20 protein-coding genes are annotated in these 22,442 nt (G+C 58.0%); 12 read left to right on the forward strand and 8 right to left on the reverse strand.

The window, feature by feature from the left end:
* Positions 1-34 precede the first annotated feature (34 nt).
* Positions 35-610, forward strand: a complete 576-nt coding sequence (locus ACR0KG_RS06650) for a DUF924 family protein (protein WP_353006581.1) — start codon at positions 35-37, stop codon at positions 608-610.
* Here the strand turns inward: ACR0KG_RS06650 and ACR0KG_RS06655 are convergent.
* Positions 607-1,041 carry a hypothetical protein gene (locus ACR0KG_RS06655; protein WP_480546847.1) on the reverse strand — a complete coding sequence of 145 codons (435 nt, stop codon included), beginning with the start codon at positions 1,039-1,041 and terminating at the stop codon, positions 607-609. The two genes, ACR0KG_RS06650 and ACR0KG_RS06655, sit on opposite strands and share 4 nt — an antisense overlap.
* Before the next feature lie 215 nt (positions 1,042-1,256).
* Between ACR0KG_RS06655 and lpdA the strand changes: the two genes are divergently transcribed.
* Positions 1,257-2,651, forward strand: a complete 1,395-nt coding sequence (gene lpdA, locus ACR0KG_RS06660) for a dihydrolipoyl dehydrogenase (protein WP_480546849.1) — start codon at positions 1,257-1,259, stop codon at positions 2,649-2,651.
* A gap of 132 nt (positions 2,652-2,783) precedes the next feature.
* Here lpdA and ACR0KG_RS06665 read toward each other — a convergent pair whose 3' ends face one another.
* On the reverse strand, positions 2,784-4,169 hold the full coding sequence (locus ACR0KG_RS06665; protein WP_480546851.1) for a dipeptidase: 1,386 nt from the start codon (positions 4,167-4,169) through the stop codon (positions 2,784-2,786).
* Positions 4,170-4,501: 332 nt separating this feature from the next.
* Here ACR0KG_RS06665 and hemA point away from each other — a divergent pair, with 332 nt between their 5' ends.
* The 4 genes from hemA (at position 4,502) to ACR0KG_RS06685 (ending at position 9,133) form a co-directional block, all read left to right on the forward strand.
* On the forward strand, positions 4,502-5,725 hold the full coding sequence (gene hemA / locus ACR0KG_RS06670) for a 5-aminolevulinate synthase (protein ID WP_480826807.1): 1,224 nt from the start codon (positions 4,502-4,504) through the stop codon (positions 5,723-5,725).
* 131 nt (positions 5,726-5,856) lie between these two features.
* A complete protein-coding gene (locus ACR0KG_RS06675) occupies positions 5,857-7,062 on the forward strand; it encodes a helix-turn-helix domain-containing protein (RefSeq protein ID WP_480826808.1) in 1,206 nt (401 codons plus the stop codon).
* 71 nt (positions 7,063-7,133) lie between these two features.
* Positions 7,134-8,255 (forward strand): flavodoxin-dependent (E)-4-hydroxy-3-methylbut-2-enyl-diphosphate synthase, encoded by a 1,122-nt coding sequence (gene ispG / locus ACR0KG_RS06680; RefSeq protein ID WP_480546855.1) that lies wholly within the window; start codon positions 7,134-7,136, stop codon positions 8,253-8,255.
* A gap of 32 nt (positions 8,256-8,287) precedes the next feature.
* Positions 8,288-9,133, forward strand: a complete 846-nt coding sequence (locus ACR0KG_RS06685; protein ID WP_480546857.1) for an SDR family NAD(P)-dependent oxidoreductase — start codon at positions 8,288-8,290, stop codon at positions 9,131-9,133.
* 55 nt (positions 9,134-9,188) lie between these two features.
* Here ACR0KG_RS06685 and ACR0KG_RS06690 read toward each other — a convergent pair whose 3' ends face one another.
* Both ACR0KG_RS06690 and ACR0KG_RS06695 read right to left on the reverse strand, forming a co-directional pair.
* Positions 9,189-9,947: a DsbA family protein gene (locus ACR0KG_RS06690; RefSeq protein ID WP_480542505.1), complete on the reverse strand. Its 759-nt coding sequence runs from the start codon at positions 9,945-9,947 to the stop codon at positions 9,189-9,191.
* Entirely contained in the window at positions 9,944-11,329 is a 1,386-nt protein-coding gene (locus tag ACR0KG_RS06695; RefSeq protein WP_480546859.1) for a M48 family metalloprotease, read from the reverse strand. Before ACR0KG_RS06695 ends, ACR0KG_RS06690 begins: the two co-directional genes overlap by 4 nt.
* Here ACR0KG_RS06695 and ACR0KG_RS06700 point away from each other — a divergent pair.
* The 3 genes from ACR0KG_RS06700 (at position 11,328) to ACR0KG_RS06710 (ending at position 16,362) form a co-directional block, all read left to right on the forward strand.
* Positions 11,328-12,491, forward strand: a complete 1,164-nt coding sequence (locus ACR0KG_RS06700; RefSeq protein WP_480826809.1) for a pyridoxal phosphate-dependent aminotransferase — start codon at positions 11,328-11,330, stop codon at positions 12,489-12,491. The genes ACR0KG_RS06695 and ACR0KG_RS06700 overlap by 2 nt on opposite strands.
* Before the next feature lie 66 nt (positions 12,492-12,557).
* Positions 12,558-13,778, forward strand: coding sequence for an N-acetylmuramoyl-L-alanine amidase (locus tag ACR0KG_RS06705; RefSeq protein ID WP_480546863.1), 1,221 nt, complete (start codon positions 12,558-12,560; stop codon positions 13,776-13,778).
* 94 nt (positions 13,779-13,872) lie between these two features.
* The gene (locus tag ACR0KG_RS06710; RefSeq protein ID WP_480546865.1) at positions 13,873-16,362 is read left to right on the forward strand and encodes a penicillin-binding protein 1A; all 2,490 of its coding nucleotides are present in this window, start codon (positions 13,873-13,875) and stop codon (positions 16,360-16,362) included.
* Here ACR0KG_RS06710 and ACR0KG_RS06715 read toward each other — a convergent pair.
* Positions 16,356-17,189 carry an aminoglycoside phosphotransferase family protein gene (locus tag ACR0KG_RS06715; RefSeq protein WP_480826810.1) on the reverse strand — a complete coding sequence of 278 codons (834 nt, stop codon included), beginning with the start codon at positions 17,187-17,189 and terminating at the stop codon, positions 16,356-16,358. The genes ACR0KG_RS06710 and ACR0KG_RS06715 overlap by 7 nt on opposite strands.
* 77 nt (positions 17,190-17,266) lie before the next feature.
* On the opposite strand from ACR0KG_RS06715, the gene prfB reads away from it, so the two are divergent.
* From prfB to ACR0KG_RS06730, 3 genes are all read left to right on the forward strand, one after another.
* On the forward strand, positions 17,267-18,391 hold the full coding sequence (gene prfB / locus ACR0KG_RS06720) for a peptide chain release factor 2 (protein ID WP_480542517.1): 1,125 nt from the start codon (positions 17,267-17,269) through the stop codon (positions 18,389-18,391).
* A gap of 187 nt (positions 18,392-18,578) precedes the next feature.
* Entirely contained in the window at positions 18,579-19,979 is a 1,401-nt protein-coding gene (locus ACR0KG_RS06725) for an amidase (RefSeq protein ID WP_480826811.1), read from the forward strand.
* Positions 19,980-20,004: 25 nt separating this feature from the next.
* Positions 20,005-20,781 carry a DUF2189 domain-containing protein gene (locus ACR0KG_RS06730; protein ID WP_480546873.1) on the forward strand — a complete coding sequence of 259 codons (777 nt, stop codon included), beginning with the start codon at positions 20,005-20,007 and terminating at the stop codon, positions 20,779-20,781.
* A 31-nt stretch (positions 20,782-20,812) separates the two neighbouring features.
* Here the strand turns inward: ACR0KG_RS06730 and ACR0KG_RS06735 are convergent, their stop codons facing one another.
* The 3 genes from ACR0KG_RS06735 to ilvN all read right to left on the reverse strand — a co-directional run bounded on the left by ACR0KG_RS06735 (position 20,813) and on the right by ilvN (position 22,392).
* The gene (locus ACR0KG_RS06735; RefSeq protein WP_480546875.1) at positions 20,813-21,520 is read right to left on the reverse strand and encodes a helix-turn-helix domain-containing protein; all 708 of its coding nucleotides are present in this window, start codon (positions 21,518-21,520) and stop codon (positions 20,813-20,815) included.
* A complete protein-coding gene (locus tag ACR0KG_RS06740) occupies positions 21,463-21,759 on the reverse strand; it encodes a hypothetical protein (protein ID WP_480542524.1) in 297 nt (98 codons plus the stop codon). The genes ACR0KG_RS06735 and ACR0KG_RS06740 overlap by 58 nt, the downstream gene beginning before the upstream one ends.
* A 72-nt stretch (positions 21,760-21,831) precedes the next feature.
* Positions 21,832-22,392, reverse strand: a complete 561-nt coding sequence (gene ilvN, locus ACR0KG_RS06745; RefSeq protein ID WP_170530541.1) for an acetolactate synthase small subunit — start codon at positions 22,390-22,392, stop codon at positions 21,832-21,834.
* Positions 22,393-22,442: the final 50 nt, after the last annotated feature.

Raw genomic sequence — 22,442 nt, forward strand, 5'->3', positions numbered from 1 at the left:
TCCCTGGGGAGGGCACAAGACGGAGTTTAGGGCAATGGTAGGGCCTGAAGACGTACTGAGTTTTTGGTTGGATGAAGTTGGTCCAGACGGTTGGTATCTGCAGGATGATGCCTTGGACGCAAAAATCCGTGATCGTTTTCTGAAAACTTGGGAAGCATCGACCGAGGGCAAGTTCTCGCTTTGGTTGACATATCCCAGCGGTGCCTTGGCATACATCATTCTGACCGACCAGTTTCCACGCAACATGTTTCGGGGCAGTGCGCGGGCATTCTCAACCGATCGGGCGGCGCTGGCCGCAGCTAAATGTGCGGTCGACAAAGGCTGGGACCTTAAGATCGATGAACCGGCGCGGCAGTTCTTCTATCTGCCGATGATGCATTCAGAAAACCTGTGCGATCAGGAACGCTGTGTCCGCTTGATTTGCCAAAACCTCAGCAGCGAGCCCAGCAACCTGCTACATGCACGCGCCCACCGTGAGGTGATCCGCAAATTCGGTCGGTTCCCCTACCGGAATGAGGCTTTGTCACGCCATTCCACCGAACATGAAATGGCGTATGTCAGCATGGGCGGCTATGGCTCGACGGTGCGGGAATTGCAGGCCGGGGGTTAAACCTCGGGCACGCATCCGCGAATGGCCAGAACCTTCTCGGCGATCACATCGCCAGCGGTGGTGATGGCCGTCTCCACCAACACATCAGGCTCTTCGGCCAGGTCGGAGAACCGGGTCTGAGCAGATTTCAAACTGTCTTCAATCGCGTCCAAACGATTCAGCGTCATGGAAATACGCTGCGCGGTGGCCGTATCCAATGCGCTGCCATCGGTTGGCAGAGAAGCCAGTTCGCTACGCAGGGCAGTCAGCTCTCCGCGAATGCCTTGGGCTTCGTCGCGCAGGGGGGCAACGACTTGAATGACATTCGAAAAATTAGCCGAGATACTCTCCACACTCGACCCTAGTTTCCAGCCAAGAAATAGGCAAAGGGCCACCAGGATCAGGGTGGCATTGAGCAGCGCGAGCAAAAGATCTTTCAATGTTTTGGCCATGGTAAGCCTTTCGAATAAACTGGGGTTGAGACTATGAAATCGCCTAAGGCTCTTCTGTTCTAGCCTTTGGGCAGTCCCGGGTATAGGTTGAAAACAGCGCCTTTTCGCTGCTGGTTCCTCGCGTCGCTTTTGTCGCGGATGTGCTGTGTTGATGCGCTTTGAAAAGTAGTTTAATGGTAAACTAAATTTCGTTCGACCTGCGCCGAGAGGGACACATGGCTGCACAATCTTTTGATCTGATCGTTATCGGGGCTGGTCCGGGGGGCTATGTCGCTGCAATCCGCGCCGCGCAATTGGGGTTAAAAACCTGTGTGGTTGAACGAGAGCATCTGGGCGGGATCTGCCTGAATTGGGGCTGTATCCCGACCAAGGCACTGCTACGCTCTTCCGAAGTGTTCCACCTGATGGAGCGCGCCAAGGATTTCGGCCTGAAGGCGGATAAGGTCGGATATGATCTGGACGCGGTCGTCAAACGCTCACGCGGTGTAGCAGGGCAGCTTTCGGGTGGCATCGGACACCTGCTGAAGAAAAACAAAGTGACCGTGGTGATGGGCGAGGCAACGATCCCGGCCAAAGGCAAGGTTACGGTCAAAACAGACAAAGGCACCGAAGAACTGGCCGCCAAGAACATCGTTCTGGCCACCGGCGCTCGGGCGCGTGAATTGCCGGGGCTGGAAGCTGACGGCGATCTGGTTTGGACATATAAACACGCGCTGCAACCGCCGCGGATGCCCAAGAAGCTATTGGTGATCGGCTCGGGTGCAATTGGTATCGAATTCGCCAGTTTCTACAACACGCTGGGCGCGGATACGACCGTGGTCGAAGTCATGGACCGCGTGCTGCCTGTCGAAGATGCAGAGATCAGCGCCTTTGCCAAGAAGGCCTTTACCAAACAAGGCATGACCATCATGGAAAAGGCGATGGTCAAACAACTGGACCGCGCCAAGGGCAAAGTCACCGCGCATATCGAGGTGAAGGGCAAAATCGAAAAACACGACTTCGATACCGTGATTTCCGCTGTCGGCATCGTTGGCAATGTCGAAAACCTGGGGCTTGAGGCTCTGGGCGTGAAAATTGACCGAACCCATGTAGTCACGGATGAATATTGCCATACCGGCGTCGATGGGCTCTATGCCATTGGTGATATCGCAGGCGCCCCCTGGCTGGCGCATAAGGCCAGCCACGAAGGCGTCATGGTCGCGGATCTGATCGCCGGGAAACACGCGCATCCAGTCAAGCCCGAGAGCATCGCAGGTTGCACCTATTGCCAGCCCCAGGTCGCCTCAGTCGGTTACAGCGAAGCCAAGGCAAAGGAACTTGGCTATGATATCAAAGTCGGTCGCTTCCCCTTCATCGGCAATGGCAAGGCCATAGCGCTGGGCGAGCCTGAAGGTCTGATCAAAACCGTCTTTGACGCCAAGACCGGAGAGCTTTTGGGTGCGCACATGATAGGTGCGGAAGTGACAGAACTGATTCAGGGCTATGTGGTTGGCCGCCAGTTGGAGACCACCGAAGAGGACCTGATGAACACCGTCTTCCCGCATCCGACCCTGTCAGAGATGATGCACGAAGCCGTTCTGGATGCCTATGGGCGCGTAATCCACATGTAAGGTTAGGGGGCTCTGCCCCCGTCGCGGCAAGCCGCAACTCCCCCGAGGTATTTTCAAACAGAAGAAGCAGGGCATCCGAACTTCTTCTGTTCCCAAATACCTCGGAGCGCGAGGCAGAGCCTCGCAAAAGACTTACTTATTCAAAGCGTCTAGAATGCGGGCCCAGGAACGGATGCCCTTGTGGAAGCTTTTGACGTCATACTTTTCGTTGGGCGAGTGGATGGCGTCATCGTCATTGGCGTAACCCACCAGCATGGAATCCAGCCCAAGCACGGTGTTGAAGTAACCGACAACGGGGATAGAGCCGCCCATGCCGGTAAACACCGCCTCGCGGCCCCATTCGTCAGATAGCGCACCGCGCGCTGCTTCGAATTCAGGCCGGTTCAGATTCATGACCGAGGCTGGCGATCCTTCTAGGTCGTTGTCCCATACGACTTTGGCATCTGGTGACAGGTGATCTTCCACATGTTTGCGGATTTTGTCACGCAGCGCGTCCGGGTCCATGTCACCCACAAGGCGACAGGTTATCTTGCAATGCGCCTCGGATGGGATAACCGTTTTCGACCCTGCACCGTTGTAGCCACCCCAGAGCCCGTTCACCTCGAGCGTTGGCCGGGCCCATTGCTGTTCAAGTGTGGAATAGCCCTTTTCCCCATGCGGCTGGCTGTAGCCGACCGAATTCAGATACTCGGCTTCGTCAAACCCGCAATTTTGCCATTGGCGCAACTGCTCGGCAGGCACTTCGTGGACGCCTTCGTAGAAGCCTTCCACGGCAACGCGGCCGGTTTCATCGTCGTAGAATGAATCCACAATTTTCGAAAGCTCACGCAGAGGGTTCAGGCCTGGGCCGCCATAGTGGCCTGAATGCAAGTCGATGCGCGGCCCGACGATGGTGAACTCATCCTTGAGCATACCGCGCAACTGCGAAGCAATCGACGGTACCCCCCGCGAGACCATCGACGTATCGCAGACCAGCGCCAGATCGGCCCGCAATTCGTCTTTGTTGGCCTCCAGAAACGGCACCAGAGAGGGTGAACCGGATTCCTCTTCACCCTCGAAGAAAAACGTGATGCGGCAAGGCAGGGTGCCGTGAACCGCTTTCCAGGCGCGGCAGGCCTCTACAAATGTCATCAACTGGCCCTTGTCGTCCGAGGACCCGCGCCCGCGAATGACCTGCCCATGCTCGGTATCCTCGATTGCCGGATCAAACGGATCACGATTCCACAGGTTCAGCGGATCGACAGGCTGCACGTCGTAGTGGCCATAGAACAAAACATGGGGTCCGTCTTGGCCTTCGCCCACATGGCCCACAACCATCGGATGGCCTGGTGTTTCGCGTTTTTCGGCCTGAATACCAATGCTTTGCAAATCCCCGACCAACCAATCGGCGGCCTGATCAACCTGTTCCTTGTAGGCAGGATCGGTTGAGATCGACGGGATGCGCAGCAGCTCCATCAAACGGTCGATCGCGCTTTGCAGGTCATCATCAATCCGACTGAGCACAGGGTCTAAAGACATGAAGGATTCCTTTGTGGTAGACTGTGTTGGCCGAAACCTATCAGCGTTGTCGCCAAGGTCCAGTCGGCGGAGTTAGTAAACTGAGTATTGTATTGGAACTTATTTGAAACATCGACTTTCGCCTGCGTCGTTTCCTCGCGCCAGATATCCGCAACTTTACTTGTCGGGGCGGGAACAAGGCTGTATTTGATGCAAATCAAAGTTGGGTTTACCCGTTGGCGATAGGCCGAATAACAGGTGAATGCAAATGCGTCCTAAACAGTGTAAGCTGTGACGCTGGAAAGAATATGCCCGGTTTACTGACCGTTCACCGGGCGGCCAAGGAGGGTCCTTTGGACTATACTGCTCAGCTCGATAAAGCGATTGCCAGGCTGCACGACGAAGGACGTTACCGGACTTTCATCGACATCGAACGCCGCAAGGGACACTTCCCCCATGCGGTGCGGACGCGTGCGGATGGGTCGACGCAGGATATCACTGTCTGGTGTGGCAATGACTATCTGGGCATGGGGCAGAATGCGGTGGTTTTAGATGCAATGCACGAAGCCGTCGATGCTGCTGGCGCAGGTTCAGGCGGCACCCGCAATATCTCGGGAACCACCGTTTATCACAAGCGGCTTGAGGCCGAGCTTGCCGATCTGCATGGCAAAGAAGCGGCTCTGCTGTTCACCAGTGCCTATATTGCGAATGATGCAACGCTCAGCACACTGCCAAAGCTATTCCCGGGCCTCATTATTTATTCCGACGCGCTGAACCATGCCTCGATGATCGAAGGCGTGCGCCGCAACGGTGGGTCTAAGCGCATCTTCCGCCACAATGATGTGGAACATCTGCGTGAGTTGCTGGAAGCCGACGATCCCAAATCACCCAAACTGATCGCGTTTGAATCGGTCTATTCGATGGATGGAGATTTTGGACCCATCGAACAGATTTGCGATCTGGCCGATGAATTCGGTGCGCTCACTTACATTGATGAGGTGCATGCGGTTGGCATGTATGGCCCACGTGGCGGTGGCGTGACCGAGCGGGATCGTCTGGCCCATCGCATCGACATTATCAACGGCACGCTGGCCAAGGCCTATGGCGTGATGGGCGGCTATATCGCCGCCAGCGAAAAGATGTGTGATGCGGTGCGCTCTTATGCACCGGGTTTCATCTTTACCACGTCACTACCGCCTGCAGTTGCCGCGGGGGCTGCTGCCTCGGTGGCCTATCTGAAAACGGCGCCCGAGCTGCGCGAGCAGCATCAGACCCAGGCCAAGATCCTCAAACTGCGTCTAAAGGGGATGGGGCTGCCGCTGATTGATCATGGCAGCCATATTGTGCCCGTGATCGTGGGCAACCCGGTCCATACGAAAATTCTGAGCGACCGGTTGCTGGATGACTATGGCATTTATGTGCAACCGATCAACTTCCCGACCGTTCCGCGCGGGACCGAGCGGTTGCGGTTTACGCCGTCTCCGGTGCATGGACCGGGCGAAATGAACCGCTTGGTTCAGGCGATGGACGAACTTTGGTCACATTGTGCGCTAAATCGCGCCGAACTTGCCGGATAACCTTACGCTAAAGTGTGCAACTTATTTGCCACGTGTTAAGCTTACGCTAACAAAAGAAGCGGACGAATCGTCTATGGGGGACGATTCGGCGTTAGCGCAAAACGCGTGACAGGCAGAATGGGGCGGCAGGCATGATTGGGCGCAGATCACAGCGCGAATCTGAAGAAGGCGTGGAGTTCAGACCAAAGGGTTTTGACGACTACGAAGTGCGTCTGGGTGACCAGATGCGCGGTGAGCGCGCCACCATGGGCAAGTCGCTTCTAGATGTGCAGCGAGAGCTGCGGATCAAGGCCAACTACATCGCTGCCATCGAAAACGCCGATCCTGACGCGTTTGATACACCCGGCTTCATCGCCGGGTATGTGCGTTCCTACGCTCGCTATCTTGGCATGAACCCGGATGAGACTTTTGCCAGCTTCTGCGAAGAAAGCGGTTTTGAAGTCGCGCATGGGATGTCGGCTGAGGCCTCAGTTGTACGCAAGCCTTCAGGTGATGTGCTGTCGCGCGGTCCGATGGGACGCGACCCGTTCATTTCGCCAAACACCCCATATATTCCGGGCAAGGAATCTCTGGTCAGCCAGATTGAACCGCGCGCGATTGGCTCGTCTTTGGTGCTGTTGGCTGTGATTGCCGGCATCGGCTATGGCGGCTGGTCTGTTTTGAACAAGATTCAACAGGTCCAGGTCAGCCCGGTTGAACAGGCACCGGTCGTTCTGTCAGATCTGGATCCTCTGGATGCGGCCCGGACCAATACAGCCGAGATTGAAACGGCGGCGGCCAACACCGAAGCGCTGGACCGTTTGTATCGCCCACAGGCTTTGGATGTCCCTGTTCTGGTTGCGCGCGATGCGCCTATATCAACGCTCGACCCGCGTGATGTGGGAACCTTCCGTCCACCGGAGTTGCCTGAAGTTGTTGTGGCAGACATTCATACCGTTGAACGCCCAAGCTTGCCGCAGGTTGTTGAACAGATCGACACAACTCTGAAAATCGTGGCGGTTGATCCAGCTTGGATGCGCGTCACCGCCGCCGATGGCAGCGTGATCTTCGAAGGCACGCTGGGCACAGTCGAACAGGGAAACGTGTTCGAGGTTCCATTGACTGAAGAACCGCCGCAGCTGCGGGCAGGGGCGTCTGGTTCGGTCTATTTCTCGATGAACGGTCAGCATTTTGGCCCGGCAGGTGCCCCTGGCACCGTCGCCAAGGGGGTCGTTCTGTCCAAGGATGCCGTGTCAGAAGCCTATGCCGTGGCCGATCTTGAGGCGGAACAGAACAGCGCCCTTAAGCAGTTGGTCGCTGAGCTGCAGACAGACGTCACAGAACAGCCCTCTGAGTGATCTAGGCATTGCGGTACCCCTGTTGGCGGACTATCTAAAGACGCAACTCAGGCAGATGCGGACCGATCCCCATGTCCCTCAATCATGTACGCCCCTGGCGGAACATCTATCGTCGTAAATCTCGTCAGATCATGGTGGGGAACGTGCCGGTTGGCGGCGATGCCCCGATTGCGGTTCAAACCATGACCAACACGTTGACCACGGATGTGGCGGCGACGGTGGCGCAGGTTCAGGCGGCGGCTGAGGCAGGGGCCGATATCGTGCGCGTATCGGTACCGGATGAGGCATCATCAAAAGCTCTGAAAGAGATCGTACGCGAAAGCCCTGTGCCGATTGTGGCCGACATCCACTTTCACTACCGTCGCGGGATCGAGGCAGCAGAGGCAGGTGCCGCCTGCCTGCGGATCAACCCGGGCAATATCGGCAATGAAGAGCGCGTCAAAGAGGTCATTCAGGCCGCGCGCGACCACGAATGTTCCATCCGGATCGGCGTGAATGCGGGTAGTCTGGAAAAGCACCTGCTTGAGAAATATGCCGAACCCTGCCCCGAGGCGATGGTCGAAAGCGGGTTGGAGCATATCCGCATTCTGCAAGACAATGACTTTCATAATTTCAAGATCAGCGTAAAGGCCAGCGACGTGTTCCTGTCGGCGGCGGCTTATCAGGGCATTGCCGAGGCCACCGACGCGCCGATCCATCTGGGCATCACCGAGGCCGGAGGGCTGGTCAGCGGCACCATCAAATCCGCCATTGGTCTGGGCAACCTGCTTTGGATGGGGATCGGCGACACAATCCGCGTCAGCCTGTCTGCCGATCCGGTGGAAGAGGTCAAGGTGGGCTACGAGATTCTGAAATCTCTGGGCCTGCGCCATCGCGGCGTGAACATCATCTCGTGCCCGTCCTGCGCGCGGCAGGGGTTTGACGTGATCAAGACGGTTGAGGCGCTGGAACAGCGGCTGGAACATATCAAGACGCCGATGTCCCTGTCGATCATCGGCTGCGTCGTTAACGGCCCAGGCGAGGCGCTGATGACCGATGTGGGCTTTACCGGCGGTGGGGCCGGGTCCGGTATGGTGTATCTGGCGGGCAAGGCCAGCCACAAGATGTCGAACGACCAGATGATCGATCACATCGTGGAAGAGGTCGAAAAGAAAGCGGCGGAACTGGACGCCGCGGCTGAGGCAGCAGAGTAACACCACACTAAACCTACTTGGGGAGGCTCGGCATGTATCTCAAGGCAATCGAACAAGGCGGTGTCGCCGTTGTCACCGGAGCTGCCAGCGGCGTAGGTCGCGTCGCGGCGAACCGCTTCGCGCAGGCGGGGCTGAGCGTCGTTCTCGCCGACCTTGACGGTCTTGCTTTGGAAGAGGCAATTGAAGAGGTTCGGGCTCAAGCAAAAGGCGGTGCTGAAGTCTTTGGCGTTCCTACCGATGTCACTAAACAGGAAGATATCTATGCGTTGGCAGACAAGGCATTCGCAGCAGGGCCTGTCGCCGTTCTTATGAACAATGCTGGGATCAGTCTGCCGACCAATACTTGGTCCGAATGGGAGAATTGGCAAAAAATATTAGACGTCAATTTGCTCGGTGTTCTCCGCGGCGTTCAAGCGTTTGTACCACGCATGATAAAGGCAGATCGCCCTGCTGTGGTGATCAATACAGGTTCCAAACAGGGCATCACTACACCGCCTGGTAATCCGGGTTACAACGTCAGCAAAGCAGCGGTGCGCGTACTCAGTGAACAATTGGCCCATGAACTGCGGCAGGCGGAGGCTCCAATCTCGGTTCACCTGTTCGTTCCCGGCTTCACCTACACTGGTATGACTGCTTCGTTCTTTCCCGAGAAGCCTGCAGCTGCTTGGACGAGCGAACAGACAGTTGACCATTTCGTTGATCGCATGTCGAAGGGTGAGTTCTATATTCTTTGTCCTGACAATGACGTGGATAGCACGCGCGACAACCGACGGATCGAGTGGAATGCAGTTGATCTGATAGAAAATCGGCCTCCGCTTTCTCGCTGGCATCCGGACTATGAAGCGAAGTTTGCCATTTTTGAGAAGACCGGCAAATAGACCAAAAAAGGCCGCAAATGCGGCCTTTTTCGTGTCTGATGATCACGCCCGAGGTTTAGCCCCGATCCGCGCGTACCCCGTCCGCAATCTGCTGCATCTGATCCGCAGGCAGGAAGCCGCGCAGCATCTCGGTGCCCAGAACAAAAGACGGTGTGCCCGAGATCTGCATCCGTTGCGCCAGCGCGCGAGTGCGGGTAATCTCATCGGTGACCTGCTCGCTTTCCATCGCGGCGATGATGGCGTCGCTGTCAAGGCCCAGACCGTCCGAGATGCGGCGCAGGGTGACTTCGCTGGGTTCTCCGGTGAACTCCAGCAGGGCGTCATGCACCTGCTTATACGCATCATCCCCGGCCACATGTTTGGTGGCCACTGCAAAGCGCGACGATAGTACCGAGGCATCGCCAAGGATCGGGAATTCCTTGATCACCAAACGGATGTTTCCGTCGGCTTCCAGCAATTGCGCGACCTCAGGAACCGCGCGGCGGCAATAGCCACAGCGATAGTCCATGAATTCGACTAGGGTGATATCGCCATCCGGGTTGCCGCCGACCCAGCTGTAGCCGTCATCGAACAGCTCATCCACGTTTGCGGCGACCAGATCCTTGTCTGCGGCGGCTTCGGCCGCGGCGTTGCGCTGTTCCAGAATATTGATCGCTTCCAGAATAACCTCGGGGTTTTCCAGAAGGTATTCGCGCACCTGCGCACCAAATTCGGCGCGTTCCGCATCGCTCATGGCGTTCAGGTCCAGTGCTTGTACTGGGCCTGCAATCAGGGAAAGCCCCAGAAGGGCGGGGGCTGCATGTCTGAGGATCATTTCCGTTTCCTTTTTGAGTTCTTCTTTGCGCGTTCCGACGCAATCAACACATCCTGTGCCCTTTGCCAACCCGGAGATCCTTCGGGCAATTGCCCGACTGCGCGCCTTGCGTGGATCCCTGCATCTGCCAGCCGGCCTTGTAGGGCATATCGTTCAGCGGTGACGGCCGAGGCCATCCCATTGTTGCCGACCTGTGCGTAGGCCAGTCCCAAATCCCGCATCAGGCGGGCATTGCGAAAATCGCGGGCGCGTGCCTTCTCAAGCACGTGCAGGGCGTCTTTGGTTTTGCCTTGCGCCAAAAGGGAACGCCCATAGCCTGCCAGGATCAACGAGTCATTCGGTGCCATTTCAACCGCTTGACCATATGCTTGAACTGCCTCAGCCAGTTGTCTGTTTTCCAACAGGATTTGACCTTTGAGCTCATAGTAGAACGGATCGTCCGGGCGGATGGCCAGCGCCTCGTCAATCGCGGCGCGCGCACTGGCCAGATTGCGGTTTTGGTGGTGGGCCGAGGCTTCTCGCATCATGCGGATGTCGCGATCGGTCTCTTCTTTGGCGCGGCGCAGGGTCCAGGACGGGGTGCGCAAAAAGGCCGACAGCTTGCCTTTGACACGCGCAAACCAGTAGTCGGCATTTGCGTTAGGCTGGGCCCTGTCGCCGAATTCCTCCAGAAACGCTTCGGCGGCGCGCAGGCGTTCGCGGCTGGTCGGATGCGACCGCATATAGGGGTCCTGATTTACCGTGCTCAGCAGTTCCTGCCCAGCGAATTTGCGGTGAAGCGTGACCATCCCGCTGGGAGAGATACCGGCCCATCGCAAGTAGCTGGCTGCGCTGCGGTCGGCGGAGGCCTCTTCGGCCCGTGTATGCCCCAGAAAGCTACGCAGCGCAGAGCCCTGTACACCCGCGGCAATCCCGGCGGCGGCTTCTCCGCCGCCCGCCGCAGCTGCGATCAGCGCCAATGCGGTGCCAAGGCCTGCATTGCGGTTCGCCGCACGCAGATTCTCTGAACGCCGCGCCAGATGCCCGTTGGCGATATGCGCGGCTTCGTGTGCGATCACCGCCTGCAGCATTTCGGGGCTGTCGACGCCCAGGATCAGGCCATAGTTCAAGTAGATCGCGTTATAGTCGATCACAAAGGCGTTAAACGTGCTGTCATTGACCACCAGGATTCGAACCCGGTTGGTGTTCAGCCCGGCTGCGCGGAGCACGGGAAAGGCCAGTTCTCGCAGGCCGTATTCGATATCGGGGTCGCGGATCAGGCTTTGCGCATGGCTCTGCACCGCCGCCGTCAGCCACAGGACAGCCGCCAGTATCAGGGCTGGGATTGACGCCAGCCGGGATACGCGTTCAAAAGCCATGGCTGCAACATGGGAGATGGGCATGAGAAACTCAACCCGATCCGGGGTCGATCCTTTTATTGTGATGGACGTGATGGAGGCCGCGCGTCGGGCGGAAGAGGCCGGACGTCACATCATTCATATGGAAGTCGGCCAGCCCGGAACCGGCGCTCCGAAAGGCGCGACCGAGGCTTTGGCCCACGCGATGCAGCAGGGCCCGTTGGGCTATACGGTGGCTTTGGGCCTGCCCGCACTGCGCCAGCGGATCGCGCAGATGTATGGCGAATGGTACAATGTCGATCTGAACCCCGAACGGGTGCTGATCACACCCGGCTCCTCGGGCGGGTTTCTGCTGGCTTTCACGGCGCTGTTCGACAGCGGCGACCGTGTGGGTATCGGCGCGCCGGGCTATCCGTCTTACCGACAGATTCTGAAAGCGCTGGGCTTGGTTCCCGTTGATCTGCCAACCGCGCCCGAGAACCGATTGCAGCCTGTGCCATCCGATTTCGCAGGGCTGGACCTGCAGGGTCTGATGGTGGCGTCACCCGCCAATCCGACCGGTACCATGTTGAATCGCGCGGCCATGGGCGCGCTGATCGATGCAGCGCGCCGGCAGGGCGCATCCTTCATCAGCGATGAAATCTACCACGGGCTGGAATATGAGGCCAAAGCCGTCACCGCATTGGAACTGACGGATGAGTGCTATGTGATCAACTCATTTTCCAAGTATTTCTCGATGACCGGCTGGCGGGTCGGTTGGATGGTGGTGCCCGAGGATCAGGTGCGCGTGGTCGAACGCATTGCCCAGAACATGTTCATCTGCGCCCCCCATGCCAGTCAGGTGGCAGCCTTGGCTGCGATGGAATGCGAGGATGAGCTACAAGCCAATCTGGATGTCTATCGCCGGAACCGGGCTTTGATGCTGGACGGTCTGCCCAGCGCTGGCTTCACCAATATCGCCCCGCCTGATGGGGCGTTTTACGTCTACGCCGATGTCTCGGATCTGACCGATGACAGTCGCGCCTTTGCGGCTGAGATTCTGGATAGAGCGGGCGTTGCAGTCACGCCGGGGCTGGATTTCGACCCAGTGCGTGGACACACGACCCTGCGGTTCTCTTACGCGCGCGCCACGGCCGATATCGAAGAGGGATTGAAGCGACTGCGGGCTTTCATGTCGGAACGTCACGGGCTGGATCAGCGCGCCTGACCCGTTCACAAAAGTTGCGGATTGGTATAGGCTGCCCGCCAAACGATCTCGGGATAACTTGAGGCCATGAGCAGGATTTTCTATTGTATCGCGCTGATCTGGGCGCTGTCTTGTGCTGCTGTCGCGCAGGATTTCAGCGCCCTTGCACGCATTCAGCCGGATCAAAGCCGCATTGTCGACACGGGACGCACCGGTGTGCAGGTCGATCTTGGCCTTAGCCAGGGGGTGCCGTACCGCATCTTCACTCTGCGCGATCCCTACCGGATGGTGATGGATTTCCAAGAGGTCGACTGGAGTGGCCTGAGCAGTTCAGACTTCCTGCAATCCGAGCTGATCAGCGGCGTTCGGTTTGGCGCTTATGTTCCTGGCTGGTCTCGATTGGTGCTGGAACTTGGTGCACCGATGGCCGTGGACACCGCCGAGATGCAGATCGATCCGAATGCTGGCACGGCCTTGCTGACGCTCAACCTCAAGGGCGTTGATTTCGACGTGTTCAACGCCTCGGCAGGTGAGCCCAAGAATCCGGGTTGGGATCTTCCCGAACCTTCGCTGACCGGTCAGGCGACTCCTCGCAAGTCAGATGGACCATTACGCGTGATGCTGGACCCCGGACATGGCGGTATCGATCCGGGGGCCGAGGTTGGGGGGATCACCGAGAAAAACATGATGCTGACCTTTGCGCGCGAACTACGGGAAATGCTGTTGCGTTCAGGCGGGTATGAGGTGGTGATGACCCGCGTTGACGATCAGTTTGTTTCGCTGGAACGTCGCATCGCGCTGGCCCATCGGGCGGGTGCAGATGTGTTCATCTCGCTGCATGCGGATTCGCTGTCCGAGGGGCAGGCGCACGGCGCGGCGGTTTATACCCTGTCGGATGAGGCCTCGGACGTGGCCAGTGCAAAGCTGGCCGAACGCCACGATCGCGCGGATTTGCTGGCGGGCGTCGATCTGAAAGGTGCGGATGATGAGGTCACGGACGTCCTGCTGGATCTGGCTCGGCAAGAGACAGAACCCCGCACAGACGCGCTGGCGCAAGCTCTGGTCAACGGTATGGCGCAGCAGGGGGGGCCGATGAATCGCAAGCCCTTGCGCACCGCGTCCTTTTCAGTGCTGAAGGCCGCAGATATACCTTCGGTTCTTGTGGAATTGGGGTTTTTGTCGAGCCCCCGAGACCTGGAAAACATCAAGAACCCCGATTGGCGCGCCAAGATGGCCTTTGGGATTTATCAGGGGCTTGAGGACTGGAACCAGCAGGATGTGATCAGGCGGTCCCTGATTGGACAGTGACCTAACGCCTCAAAACGGCTAGAATGCGCCTGTGGTTTTGACCCTTGGGCGGTGCGCCCCTATATAGGCGGCAGCGCGAAAAAAAGGCAGTAACGTGATCCGGTTTGTTCTTTCGATTTTCGGGGCGATTTTCAGCCTCGTGACTTTGGGTATTTTTATGGCGGCGCTGGTGGTTGGTGCCGTGTTCTGGATGTATGGCCGCGACCTGCCCAGCCATGAATCATTGGCCCAATACAAGCCCCCGACGATCAGCCGGATTTATTCCGGCAAAGGCCAGCTGATCGACGAGTTCGCGCAGGAACGTCGTCTGTTCACCCCGTCAGAGGAGATCCCGGATCTGGTGAAGCAGGCCTTTATCTCCGCCGAGGACAAGAATTTCTACAGCCATCAGGGCTATGACCCGCGCGGGATCATAGCAGCGGGTGTTGAGGCGGTGCGGTCAAAGGGTGAAACCGTGCGCGGGGCCTCGACCATTACGCAGCAGGTGATGAAGAACTTCCTGTTGTCGGGCGACCGTCGGGCCGAGCGCAAGATCAAAGAGATCATCCTCGCCACCCGGCTTGAGGATACATTGGACAAGGAGCAAATCCTCGAACTTTATATGAACGAGATTTTCCTGGGTCAGAACTCCTATGGCGTGACGGCGGCGGCGCAGACCTATTTCAACAAGACCTTACAGGAACTGGCCCCACATGAGGCCGCGACATTGGCCTCGATGCCCAAGGCGCCGTCTGACTATCACCCGGTTCGGCAAAAAGAACGCCTGCTTGCACGCCGCAACTATGTGCTGCGTGAGATGAACCAGAACGGCTATATTGATCAGGCCACCTATGAGGCCGAGGTTGAGATGCCGCTGCGGTCGGTGCAGAACGGCGATTTCGAAAGCTTCCGCACCGCGCTGCCACCGCGCGACTATTTCACCGATGAAATCCGCCGTCAGTTGAGCGAAGATTTCGGTGAGGGCGAGTTCTTTACCGGCGGTTTCACCGTCCGTGCTTCGGTTGATGAGGAAATGCAGGTCGAGGCCGCCAAGGCCCTGCGCACCGCATTGCAGAAATACGACCTGTCCCGTGGCAAATGGCGCGGAACCGGTGAGGTGATCGCCGAAGATGCGCTGGCGGATGAGGCGCAGTGGCGCGAGGCGCTTTCGCTGATGGAAATCCCCCGCGACGTGGTGCTGCCGACCAAATGGTATCCGGCTGTGGTGCTGGACGTGGCCGAGCAGCAATTGACCGTCGGGATCGAGGATGGTCCGTCCGACGGCATCATCCCGCGTTCTGACATCAAGTGGATGCAGGGCAATTTCTTCGACAATTTCAAACGCGGTGACGTGATCCTTGTGATGGCCGGGGAAGAGGGGCAGTGGTCCGCCCGTCAGGTGCCCGAAGTGCAAGGCGGCTTTGTTGCGATGGATGTAAACTCGGGCCGCGTTCTGGCGATGCAGGGCGGGTTCTCGTATCAGGACACGGTGTTTAACCGCGCGACGCAAGCGCAGCGTCAGCCGGGGTCTTCATTCAAACCCTTTGTTTATGCGGCTGCGCTGGACAGCGGCTATAGCCCGGCAACCATCGTTGTGGACGCGCCGATTGAGGTGAACACGCCGCAGGGTCTGTGGCGGCCCAAGAACTCGTCCAACAAGTTCTATGGCCCGACGCCGCTGCGCACCGGGATCGAACAATCCCGAAATCTGATGACCATCCGTCTGGCGCAAGAGGTGACGATGCCCGTTGTTGCGGGTTACGCAGAACGATTCGGCGTCTATGACCGCATGGGCGCTTTCCTTGCCAGCTCGCTTGGGTCCGAAGAGACGACGCTCTACAAGATGGTCGCGGCTTACGCGATGTTCGCAAATGGAGGTGAACGGGTAGAGCCCACGCTGGTCGATCGTATTCAGGACCGGTTCGGCAAGACGATCTATCGCCATGATGATCGGCAATGTCTGGATTGTAACTCCAGCTGGCTGGAGCCGGATGAATCGCCCACGATTGAGACCAACCGCTCGCAGGTGATGGATGCGATTACGGCGTATCAGTTGACCTCAATGATGAAGGGCGTTGTCGACCGGGGTACGGCCTCGCGCTTTGTGAACCTTCCGGTGCCGACCGCGGGTAAGACCGGAACGACCAACGACTCGAAAGACGCCTGGTTCATCGGCTTTACCTCGAACATCGTGGCGGGCTGCTATATCGGCTATGACCGTCCGCGCCCGATGGGCCGGGGGGCCTATGGTGGCACCATGTGCGGCCCGGTGTTCCAGAGCTTCATGGAAAAAGCGGTTGAGAAATATGGCGGGGGCCCGTTCGACGTGCCGCCCGGTGGTCACTTTATCAAGATTGACCGGTTCAGCGGCGCGCGTCTGCCCGCAGAGGCGACTGGCGATTATGTCGTGGCTGAATACTTCCGCGATGGTGTCGATGGCTTTATCGACCGGATTTATGATGGCGGCTTTGCCATCGGATCAGATTTGCCGCTGTTCGAAGAGGTTCAGCGCGCAGGTGTACAGGTGCAAACTTCAACAGGTGAAACGGTCACCGTCGGCCCAAAAGCCTCGCAAGGCGATTTGAGCACGGGCGGTCTTTACTGATTTGCTGCGTTAAGCAGCAAGCGCAACAAATCGGCCTCTTTGTCTTGTGCAAGGGAGCCTTTTGCCCTCCAGTAGATCGACAACGCGCATTTGGCGGCGGCCCATTGGGCCAGGCGCTTTCGGTCAACGCCGAGAGTATCTGCGTAGAGCAAAAAACATTTGTTCATGTGATCCGGTTGGCGCACGAGCTCTGGCATACCCTTGGGATGCCGGATTGTGTTGGCCAATTCAAAGGCAAGATCGCCCAGATAGCCTTTGGCGTCGATGACACGTGGACCCGCGCTGCTGAGGATGACATTGTCGGGGTGCAGATCGCCGTGCAGCGGGGTCATCGCTGTCTGACTGTCCAATAGGCTTCGCGCCAACCCAATGGCCTGTTGCATATCCCGAACCAGATCGACGGGACAGGAGGGGGCGAATTGGCATTCGAAAAGGGGGTGGAACACCTGGGTCAGCGGGCGCAACCCCGAAATCTGAGGGGTGGGCTTGGCGTGCAGGCGCTTGGCGGTCTCTGCCAAAGTGACTAGGGCCTGACCATACTCTCCCCGCCGCGCGATGTCCCCGAGCGTGGGGCCTTCGAGCCATTCCATCAGGATCGCTGTTCCGGTCTCTTTGAGAATCCTGACGGCTCCCCGGTCTTGCCAGGCGCTCAGGATTTCGGTTCCCGCTGCTTCGTTGCCGCGATCCGGGCGGTGATAGAGTTTGAGCGCAGCCGCTGTATCATCAGGATCCAGAACCTTCCAAACACGGGCCGCGCCGGTTTCCGCAACCGGCGTGATCAAAGTCAGCTGCCATTGATCCAGAATCTCTTGTGGTGGGTTCTGCATTCCCGATGCGCCTGTCTTGTGGTGGCCTCCACCTCTTGCTATCACGCAGGCCTGATTGAGCAAGTTGGGACAACACCATGCGCGCCGAAACCCAAAATATCGTGGCGGAGATTGAAAAGTCGCTGGAGCTGCTGGCGCAGCGCATGGACTATGAAACCGCGCCTCACCGGCTTGAGGAGTTCAATGCGCGGGTCGAAGACCCCAACCTGTGGGACAGCCCTGAAAACGCGCAGAAACTGATGCGCGAGCGGCAGATGCTGGTCGACGCCATTGAGACATACGAATCCATCAAAACTGACCTTAGCGACAATATTGAGCTGATCGAACTTGGCGAGATGGAAGAGGATGACGAGGTTGTTCAGGACGCCGAAGAAGCCATCGCCAAGCTGGGCTCGAAGGCTGCCAAGAAAGAGCTTGAAGCGCTGTTGGATGGCGAGGCTGACGGCAACGACACTTTTCTTGAGATCAATTCAGGTGCGGGTGGCACGGAAAGCTGCGACTGGGCCTCGATGCTGGCGCGTATGTATGTGCGCTGGGCAGAGAAAAAGGGCTATACGGTCGAGCTGCAATCGGAGACGGCCGGTGAAGAGGCTGGGATTAAGTCTGCAGCATATAAAATCACCGGTCACAATGCTTACGGTTGGCTGAAATCTGAAAGCGGCGTGCACCGACTGGTGCGAATTTCTCCGTTCGATTCGGCGGCAAAACGGCATACGTCTTTCAGTTCGGTCTGGGTCTATCCGGTCGTGGATGACAATATCGAGATTGAGGTTAATCCGTCGGATATTCGGATCGATACTTACAGGTCGTCCGGTGCGGGTGGTCAGCACGTGAACACCACGGACTCGGCGGTACGGATCACGCATATTCCCACCGGGATTGTTGTGACCTCGTCCGAGAAATCCCAGCACCAGAACCGCGACATAGCCATGAAGGCGCTGAAATCGCGGCTCTATCAGCAAGAGCTGGATCGCCGGAACGCTGACATCAACGCCGCGCATGAGGCGAAAGGTGATGCGGGCTGGGGCAACCAGATCCGATCTTATGTGTTGCAGCCCTATCAGATGGTGAAAGACCTGCGGACAAACTATGAAACCTCGGACACCAAAGGGGTGCTGGACGGGGATCTGGATGGGTTCATGGCGGCGACGCTGGCGTTGAACGTGGCGGGCAAGAGCCGGTCCGAAGCGCAAGGCGAGTAAGTCGGCAGGGGGCTCTGCCCCCGCCGCGGCGGGCCGCGGCTCCCCCGGGATATTTTTTGGCCAGATGAAGTGGATACGGTGTGCGTGTCCGCGGGCCGAAAAGATGTATTGAAACAGTGGGTTTTAATGATCTGGTGGCGCGGCTAGGCTGGATGTGACATTCACGACCCCTGCCGTTGGAGCCTAAATGGACATCACAGAATATTCTGCGCAGATGCTGATCGCGGACTTATCGGAGCGGCGGGTATCTGCGGAAGGCGTGATGCGCGCGACGCTGGAGCGGATCGGGCAGGTCAACGGCGTGGTAAACGCCATCGTGGCGATACGGAATGAAGAGGCGCTGTTGGCGGAGGCCCGTGCGATGGATGCCGGGCCAATACGCGGGGCACTACATGGGGTGCCCGTGGCGGTAAAGGATCTGGTGAATGTGGCGGGTGTTGCCTCATCGCAGGGATCACCGCTGTTTAACGGCTTCGTGCCCGAAACAGATGATCTGATCGCAGCGCGGATGCGGGCAGCAGGCGCGATCCTGATTGGCAAGACCAACACGCCCGAGTTTGGGTTGGGATCACATACGTTCAACCCGGTCTACGGGGCGACGCGCAATCCTTACAATGCCGCGCGAACCTGCGGTGGATCTTCGGGCGGTGCGGCGGTGGCCTTGGCGACCGGGATGCTGACGCTGGCCGATGGGTCGGACATGATGGGCAGTTTGCGCAATCCGGCGGCCTGGAATAACGTCTACGGGTTTCGGCCCAGTTGGGGCCTGGTGCCGTCGGACCCGGTTGGGGATAGCTTTCTGCACCAGTTGTCAACCCTTGGACCAATGGCGCGCAGCCCCGAGGATATTGGCCTGTTGCTGGATGTGATCGCGGGGTCTGATCCGCGATTGCCCTTGAACGCGCCCCATAGGTCTGTGTCGCCGGTTGAGCCCCTGGATTTGACGGGGATGCGTATTGGCTGGCTGGCGGATTGGGGAGGCGCCTTTCCGATGGACGCGGGGGTCCTGGACCTTTGCGAAACGGCTTTGGGTGTGTTCGGGCAGTTGGGGGCCCATATCGAGCGTATACCGCCGCCTTTTGATGCGGAAGCCATGTGGGACAGTTGGATCACGTTGCGATCTTGGTCTGTTGCGTCGGGTCTGGAGCCGTTGTCCCAGAACCGCGATGCCCTAAAAGACAGCGCGCAGTGGGAGCTGGATCGAGGTCTGGCACTGTCGGCGTTGCAAGTGCATCAGGCGAGCGTGGTACGGTCCGATTGGTTCCGAAAGGCAGTCGAGGTTTTTGACCACTACGATGCCCTGATCCTGCCGGCGGCGCAGGTCTGGCCTTTTGATGTCAACCTGCCATATCCGACCGAAATCTCTGGGCGGGCCATGGATACGTATCACCGCTGGATGCATGTGACCGTGCCCGTCAGCCTGATCGGTCTGCCCTGCCTGGCGGTTCCAGCTGGTTTTGGGGCGCAAGGATTGCCGATGGGGCTGCAACTGTTCGGGCCGCGTGGGTCGGATGCCCGCCTGTTGTCCATTGGCGCGGCCTATCATGCGGCAACAGAGTGGCCCCAAAGGCGGCCCGCCTTGCAGTAACGCCTCATGGCGAGGAGGAGTTGAGATGGATAGACCCTTTGGTGTACCGAACCTGCGCCCGGTGAACCGCGTGATGATACGGCAGGCACTGCATCAGGCCTGGGCTGATCTGCGCCGCGCGCCGGTGTTCGGTCTGATCTTCGCGGGGGTTTATGTTCTGGCCGGTTGGGCCATGGCCTGGATCACCGTGCAAACTGGTACAAGTTTCTGGCTGGTTCTGGCCGCGATCGGCTTTCCGCTGATCGGGCCGTTTGCGGCTGTCGGCCTCTACGAGGTCTCTCGTCGGTTAGAACAGGGGGAACCCCTTGATATGCCTGCCGTGTTTGGCGTGGTGCTGCAGCAAAGCCGCCGCCAATTGCCCTCGATCTGCGCCATCATCGTTGTGGTGTTTTTGTTCTGGTTCTTTTTGGGCCACATGATATTTGCCCTGTTCATGGGGCTCTCGACGATGACGAACATATCCAGTTCGTTGGAGGTTTTTCTGACCCCCAACGGGTTGATGATGTTGGCTGTCGGCACGGCTGTTGGTGCGGTTTTTGCAACGCTGCTTTACATGATTTCGGTTCTGTCGATCCCGATGCTGCTGGATCGAGAGCTCGATTTTGTCACCGCCATGATCGCCAGCTTTACATATGTCTCACAAAATAAAGTCGTGATGCTGGCTTGGGGGCTGTTTATCGCGGTTTTGACCTTTGTTGCGATGCTTCCCTGGTTTTTGGGCCTGTTGATCGTGCTGCCTTTGTTGGGCCATGCAAGCTGGCATTTGTACCGAGGGATTTGCAGTGACGACGCACCAGATTGATCGATCTGGCATAAGCGCCGTTTCGCGAGTGTTAGACTGATGGTCCACCGGTTTTTGCAGATCGTCGCGCGGCTTGGAACACGGTTTCGGCGTTCTGTTTGAGATGGCGCAGAACAACCGGCTTTGGCTGATGCGGTTCAGAGGGTTTGATAACCGTTCCGCGCCAAATTTCGGCATCCTGATTCAGCAAGTATATCTTACTGTTATGGCCACCGCGTTGTGAGGTCAGAATGTAGACATGATCGCCAGTGGTCGCTGCAATTCCTTGAATTTCACGCGCTTGAGGTGATGTGCCGGGCATGTGGGCTCGGGGGGTATAACCCCGTATCAAGGTGCATTGAGGTCGCCGTTTGGCGTAAAGCAATGTCACTTGTGGTGCCGAGGGCTGGCTTTCGGCGACCGCGTAGAAACCGGATGTAAAGTTCTTTGGTCCTCGAACTTCAGACCCGGACCCCAGAAACTGTGTCAGAATTGAACTTGCAGGATGTTCTGTCACAGCGGGAATTTCACCTAAGGGGCTTAGGACAATCCTTGCATCAACATCAAAAAACCGACAAATCCGATCCAAAACATCCGGGCGCGGGAAGCTCTCGCCTGCGAGGTAGCGATTGAACTGCGTCCGATTGATGCCGAGCTTCCGGCACAAGGCCGAGACAGATGGGTAGTCGCGCGCAAGGTGCCTTAGGTTCGAGCCGAACATAGCCCGAAGCTCAGCAGGGCTGCGAATGTCATCGGCCATGTTTTTCCCCGGCGCTTTATTGCTTCACGTGTTAAAAGTTCAGGCTTACGGATCACCGCAGGCACTGAGAAATCACAAAAATCACCAAAACAACGCATCCCCAAATCGCGTTGCGGGCCGAAGCTAACGCGCCGTAAGCCAAAAGCAATAGGCTTTATCTTAATTTGTTTGAGGTTTTTCTCAGGAGAAGGGGCGTTATGGTAAAAATAACGCACATAAAGCCACTCGATTGCCAGCATCTGTGGAAATCGACCAATTTCAGATCGACCCCGCCCGAAGTTTTCGGAGGCAGGGTCGGGGCTTAAGAAAAATCAATCGCCACGCAGCAGGGCGGCAACACCGGTGCGGGCAATTTCAATCAGTCCCAGCGGGCGCATCAGATCGGCAAAGGCGTCGATCTTGTCGGGTGCGCCGGTGATCTCAAAAATGAACGAATTCAGCGTGCTGTCGACCACATTGGCGCGGAAGATATCGGCAAGACGCAGCGCCTCGACCCGTTTGTCACCTTCTCCGACCACTTTGATGATCGCGAGTTCGCGCTCGACCGAGGGGCCCTCGACCGTCAGATCATGTACATCATGAACCGGCACGATCCGGCCCAGCTGTGTCTTGATCTGTTCGATCACCTGCGGGGTGCCGGTGGTCACGATGGTGATGCGGCTGAGATGCCCAGTGTGGTCGACCTCGGCCACGGTCAGGCTTTCGATGTTGTATCCACGGCCCGAGAACAGGCCGATCACACGGGCCAGAACGCCCGGCTCGTTCTCGACCAGAACCGCGATCGTGTGCCGTTCCTGTACGTCCGAGAAGGTGGGCCGTAGGTTATAGGCCGAATGGCGGGTGGAGCCTTTTTTGATATGTAGGGCAGACATTTATGTCCCTTTCATCATCCATTTTAGGCCGGACGCGCGTGGCGTCCGAC

The sequence above is a fragment of the Ruegeria sp. H4 genome (genome assembly GCF_056533065.1).